This window comes from Caballeronia arationis (genome assembly GCF_001544975.2).
GTDB classification, from domain to species: domain Bacteria; phylum Pseudomonadota; class Gammaproteobacteria; order Burkholderiales; family Burkholderiaceae; genus Caballeronia; species Caballeronia arationis.
In genome coordinates this window covers 1-5,191 of sequence record NZ_FCOG02000253.1, presented here as the reverse complement: position 1 = coordinate 5,191, position 5,191 = coordinate 1, and the positions used below count along the sequence as shown (strand labels likewise).

The window sequence follows — 5,191 nt, the reverse complement described above, 5'->3', positions numbered from 1 at the left end:
CCATGGCCCGAATGCTCACGTCCTGCAGTCGTAGGCTTGCGATGGCGAGGCGTTCTTCAGGTTGAAGGTGCTGGTATGAAGTAGTTTTGTCGGGCATTGCAACACCTTATACGAAATAAGTGTTGCACCTCACTTTTGAGGCCGCCTTCTGTAAATTGACAGATCAGAACCCGGATAAAGGAGCGGTCGCACACTCTTCTCATTGCGATCAGCGGTGAAGCGCCCTTTCCCGCCTGCCCTAAAGCGTGGTCATCAAATGCGGGTGAACAGACCGAATCGCAAGCACCTTGCCAAGATCTTAGGCCCCGAAGGATCTTGCACCTTGATTCAGGTCAAGTTCAGAACGTGTACCGACTGTCTGGATTTGTCTCACTCTCGCGGGGCCGTGCGGCAAATGTGCTGACCGCCTGATCAGGTCGACCGCTCGCCCGCCAAGTTGGGGCGATGGCGGGGACATTCAAACGACAACTGAGTCAACGGACATCTGCGCACGTCAGATGCGTCGCGTTGGAGACCGGATAATGGCGCGTAGTTCAGCGGTCGCGGTCGTTCGTTGCCGATCTCTCCGGTCGAAATGCCACGGGGTCCAACAAATCGTCCGGTCGCAGTTAATTAGAGCTCCGGCTGGGATTACGCCGCCGTATTTGATCTAGATCAAGTACGGCGAGGCCAAGGCCATCGATGCTTCTATCTGGCAAGATGGTCGCCCGCCAAACCATCGAGCGACGTCAGGGAATTTGTCATGAGGAAATAGATAGTCACTGCAGCCGCACTTGTCTTAAGTGGCCAGTTGGTGTTTACGCAGATGGGCCAGATTCGCCACACAGAGGATCCGCAGTAACGTGTAGCAGCACTGGGCCACGATGCAAAGCGCCATGACCGCCTTGACCGCCATGCATAGGCTATGGGGACCCGGCCAGATGCGTGATGGTGGAATGATGGGTCCCGAAATGATCGGCGGTGGTTGGGGCACATGGGGGCGAGCAGCTTCCGCGACGCCGGTAAGTGGCTGGCCAATATCTGAACTTGCAGCAGCAGATGATAAACAACATGATGTTAAATCAACAGTACTGGATGGGGCGGCCTTCACCGACCAAATAGAAGCGAGCGTGGGCGCGAACATACGATGATCGCCGATCCAACACGAAAGTGTATAGTCTCTCGGTTGCGCACGCCGAGGCAATAGGGCATAGCGGCTAGCGGTTTGGGGCGAAAGAGCAGGCAGCGTCCGCTCATACCGACTCGCGCGAATTGCCAATCGTTCAGGAGGCGTTCGCGTCGATCTCGCGCGGCGGCTAAAGGAGACGCCCGCGGTGGCGTTCCAGCCCGTGCAGCGCGGCTCGTTCTGCGTCCGCAGCTTGCCGCGGATTACGGCGAGTATTTCGGCAGGTAGAGGCCGACGAGTGGCGACGCATCCGCGGAGAGCAGATATCGTGGTGGGCTACGAGCCCGAGCAGGCGCTTGATGTGCTGCTTCTTCTAGAATCGCGGGAATCGCGAAGGGCTCCTCTCGGTTTCTCGACAAGCTAGTGGGCGACACGGGGGGAGGCATCGAGCCGAGTGCGGCGCAAATGAGCATGGTCGAGCGCATCCGGGAAACTCTGCCCGTGAGGGCCGTCCGTCCGAGGCGACCCAAGTCCACATGCAATGACCTCACTGGAGGCACTATGGAGCGCACGCATGAGAAGTATCAACGGCTGATCGACTATTGCAAGTCCTTGCCGCCGATCATCACGGCTGTCGTGCATCCCTGCGACCGCAGTTCGCTGGCAGGCGCCTTGCAGGCGGCAGAACTGGGACTGATCTCACCGCTGCTCGTGGGACCGGATAAGAGAATTCGAGCGGTTGCGCAAGAGTGCGGCCTGGACATCACCGGCTATACCATCATCGATGCACCGCATAGCCACGCTGCCGCGGCGAAGGCCACCGAGTTGGTACGCGAAGGCAAGGCCGATGCGCTTATGAAGGGGAGCCTGCACACCGACGAACTGGTGGCCGCCGTCGTCAGCCGCGAGGACGGCTTGCGCACCGCACGGCGCGTGAGTCACTGTTTCGTGATGGATGTCCCCGGGCACGAAAATGCGCTGATCATTTCCGATGCGGCAATCAATATCGCTCCAACGCTCGCCGATAAGGTCGATATTCTTCAGAACGCGATCGACCTCGGTCACGCATTGCGCCTGCAGGAAGTGCGCGTCGCGATCCTGTCCGCGATGGAAACGGTGAACCCGAAGGTGCCTTCGACGATAGAGGCCGCCGCGCTGTGCAAGATGGTGGACCGCCATCAGATCACGGGCGCGCTGGTCGACGGGCCATTGGCACTCGACAACGCGATCGACCTCGAAGCGGCGAAGACCAAGAAGATTGACTCGCCGGTGGCGGGGCGTGCGAACGTACTGATCGTGCCCAATCTCGAAGCGGGAAACATGTTGGCCAAGAGCCTGTCGTTCTTGGCTGGAGCCGACGCCGCCGGCATCGTGCTGGGCGCGCGCGTGCCGATCATTCTCACCAGCCGCGCCGATTCAGTACTTACAAGGCTAGCTTCGTGCGCGGTCGCCTCGCTGGTCGCAAGCACGCGCAGAGAACAAGCGCGAGTCATCGGGCAGAACGATGGCTGACTTGATTCTGGTGCTCAATGCCGGCTCATCCAGCATCAAGCTTAGCGCGTTCGGCACGCAGGCAGCAGAGCTCGCCCCGGTGACGCGGGGTCAGATGGAGCGACCGTTCACCGCACCTCGTGGCAGTCGACGAGAACGGCGCTCAGAGGTGCGGCCATGCCCGGGCCGACCGCGACGTAGCTATGTCGCAATCGCTGACTCCTTGCAAGCGCATCGCGAGGGGCACCATTGCTGTTGGTCATCGCGTCAAGCACGGTGGCACGCGGTTCGAGGGGCTGGTGCTAGCCACTTCCGCGGTGCTGTTTGAACTGGATAAGCTTAAGCCTCTCGCACCGCTCCATCAGGTCAACGACCTCGGGCCGATCCGCATCTTTGCAGAACGTGATCCGTCAGTCCCTCAGGTCGCCTACTTCGACACAGCCTTTCATGCGACCCAGGCAAAAGTCGAGCGGTTCCGAACAAAGGCATTCCTGCATGCATTCGTGCAGATGAAAAAGCGCGTCGGGCTTTTCGCGAATCTTTCGTTCGAAAAGCCAAACGCATGGCGGTTCGACATTCGACAGAAAATTCAGAACATCGGTACGTCGCTGCGCGAGAGAGGGGAGTGATGATGTCAGGGGAGTCAAACCGTCGCGAAAACAACGCAGCCTGCGCCCAGCGGCATGGGGTTTTTCGAGCGCTATCTGTCGGTATGGGTCGCGCGTTGCATCGGGGCTGGGATATTCCTCGGGAAGCTATTACCCAGCGCTGTGCACGCCGTCTCCACGCTCGAGTTCGCCCACGTCAACATTTTCGGTCGGGCTTTTAATTTGGGTCATGATTGTTCCGATGAGTTGCGCATCGAATTCGCCTCGTTAGGGAAGGTCCGCGCTCAGCTTAAGGCATCGGTGTAACGCTCGTCACTAACTGGGCCGTCAAGCCATTCACGATGGCGTTTCTCGCGTGGGCTTTTGTCCGGCATTCTTTCGCCTCAGTGCTACCCGCCGACCAACTGGACAGCTACGTGGCTGGCTTAATTTTGCTGGCTGCGGCGCCGCGCACCGCGATGGTCTTGTCTGGAGTCAGCTGACAAAAGGTGACCCGTACTTCACGCTGTCGCAGGTCGCGCTGAACGACCTGGTTATCGTGTTCGCGTTTGCCCCGGTCGTCGGTTGGCCTGCGCCAAGGGATGTTCGCTGGGCCCGTCAAGACTGGTCGCGTAGCTCAGCACGGACGACGCCAATTGGTCCGCTAGTGCCGAAATGCACGCGGAATTGACCAAGCGCAATGGTATGCGTCGCGGGAAGCAGATTTGTTTGTATGTCGAGACAGGGTCGCTGCGCCACGCAAGGGCGGCTGGCCTCTCTTTGGAGGTGAAGAAGAATGCTGTTTTCGTCCGGCCCGCCTATTCCCTCCACAAGCAGACGCCAGCAACTGGAGAAGTGTGATTCCGCGACGACCTTGACCTGCGTCAATTGCGGTCGACCAGTCCAGCGTAGGCTGGAACTTCCGTCCCTCGCAGGTTGGGGGCTGTCGGCCGGCGTGACTTGCGTCTAAATGAATGCGAAAGTGCCAGACAGAAGGCAGGGACACTCCAATGCGCGCACTGTTGGCGTGGTTGATGGCGGTGGTCGTGCTGGGAATTTCCGGCTGCATTCGCGTCCAACGAGATAGTGCAAGAGATCCGCAAGCAACCTGAGCTCGGGTCGAGCGTCGAGCAGATCGAGCCTAAAATAGAGGTCGGTCGTCATCCGATCTCGATGCGTTTCGATATAGACATGAAAGTTCACCTGTTCATCGAGCCTCTGCCAGCCATCAAGCAAAGACACTATATGTAGTAGCCGCATGGGCCGATCCGCGCCATAATAGCCGTCGATTTCGTCGAGTTTTTCTATTTCCACCCGAGCCCATCGTCGCTCGCGCTCATCCCGGCGCGCGTCTAGCCCCCTATCGCCTCCATCGCCGGCACCACCACGAGGCTGGCAACGGTGACCGTGGACTTCAGGCTTTCGCGCGTTCGCAGAAAACGTCGGCTGACGTACTGAGTGGGTTCGGTATTCAGTCGGCACGTCCGCTGCCCAGCACCCACACCGCTACGATCACCAGAAAAATCGAGCAGGAGCCCCACTGGGTCAGAACGCTTGACCATGCCAGTGCTGGATTCGGGGTCGACTTTGTATGTCCGGCCATATGCAGGAGTACACCGGGCGTGAGCTTTAACTGCTGTTCCACGGCCCACCACTTAAGAGTCAGGGCAATCGACGCCAGTCCGCTGCCGATCACGATGGCGCCGAGGAGCGGGTCACCACCCGTGCGCGACCGCCGGGACGCGAAGTGCCGCATGAGGTATGTCAGGGCGGTGCCGTTGACGATGGCCGAGAGCATCACAAACCACAGTGGAAAGCGCAGGCTGATCGCCACCATGAAGACGATTATCGTCAGCACCTGTGGCCATGCTCTGCCAATTGCTTTCAGCCAGCTCAATTGCTCACTCATCGCGCGACGTCCCTAAAAATATGGTTCGTCAGTAAAAACTGTGGGTCGACGGAGGCTCGGGTAGTTTTCCAAGTGCATGATAAAGCGCGATTTCTGTCG

At 59.2% G+C, this 5,191-nt stretch carries 4 protein-coding genes and 1 pseudogene; 4 read left to right on the top strand and 1 reads right to left on the bottom strand.

The genetic code is table 11. The annotated features are described in order from the left end of the window. The first annotated feature begins 875 nt into the window (after window positions 1-875). From AWB81_RS45390 to AWB81_RS40320, 4 genes and pseudogenes are all read left to right on the top strand, one after another. Window positions 876-1,130 (top strand): hypothetical protein, encoded by a 255-nt coding sequence (locus AWB81_RS45390; protein WP_143753584.1) that lies wholly within the window; start codon window positions 876-878, stop codon window positions 1,128-1,130. 440 nt (window positions 1,131-1,570) lie between these two features. Then, window positions 1,571-2,617, top strand: a complete 1,047-nt coding sequence (locus AWB81_RS40330) for a phosphate acetyltransferase (protein WP_268811806.1) — start codon at window positions 1,571-1,573, stop codon at window positions 2,615-2,617. Between the two features lie 182 nt (window positions 2,618-2,799). After that, a complete protein-coding gene (locus AWB81_RS40325) occupies window positions 2,800-3,225 on the top strand; it encodes a hypothetical protein (protein ID WP_062643943.1) in 426 nt (141 codons plus the stop codon). 54 nt (window positions 3,226-3,279) lie between these two features. Further along, window positions 3,280-3,766 (top strand): annotated as a pseudogene (locus AWB81_RS40320) (arsenic resistance protein); the annotation flags it as partial. An 888-nt stretch (window positions 3,767-4,654) separates the two neighbouring features. Here the strand turns inward: AWB81_RS40320 and AWB81_RS40310 are convergent. Then, the gene (locus AWB81_RS40310) at window positions 4,655-5,092 is read right to left on the bottom strand and encodes a hypothetical protein (protein WP_062643941.1); all 438 of its coding nucleotides are present in this window, start codon (window positions 5,090-5,092) and stop codon (window positions 4,655-4,657) included. Window positions 5,093-5,191: the final 99 nt, after the last annotated feature.

What these genes read in the sequence shown, in the direction of transcription:
- AWB81_RS40310 (WP_062643941.1), bottom strand. Translation starts at nt 5,092, where the DNA reads ATGAGTGAGCAATTGAGCTGGCTGAAAGCAATTGGCAGAGCATGGCCA.
- AWB81_RS40330 (WP_268811806.1), top strand. Translation starts at nt 1,571, where the DNA reads ATGAGCATGGTCGAGCGCATCCGGGAAACTCTGCCCGTGAGGGCCGTC.
- AWB81_RS40325 (WP_062643943.1), top strand. Translation starts at nt 2,800, where the DNA reads ATGTCGCAATCGCTGACTCCTTGCAAGCGCATCGCGAGGGGCACCATT.
- AWB81_RS45390 (WP_143753584.1), top strand. Translation starts at nt 876, where the DNA reads ATGACCGCCTTGACCGCCATGCATAGGCTATGGGGACCCGGCCAGATG.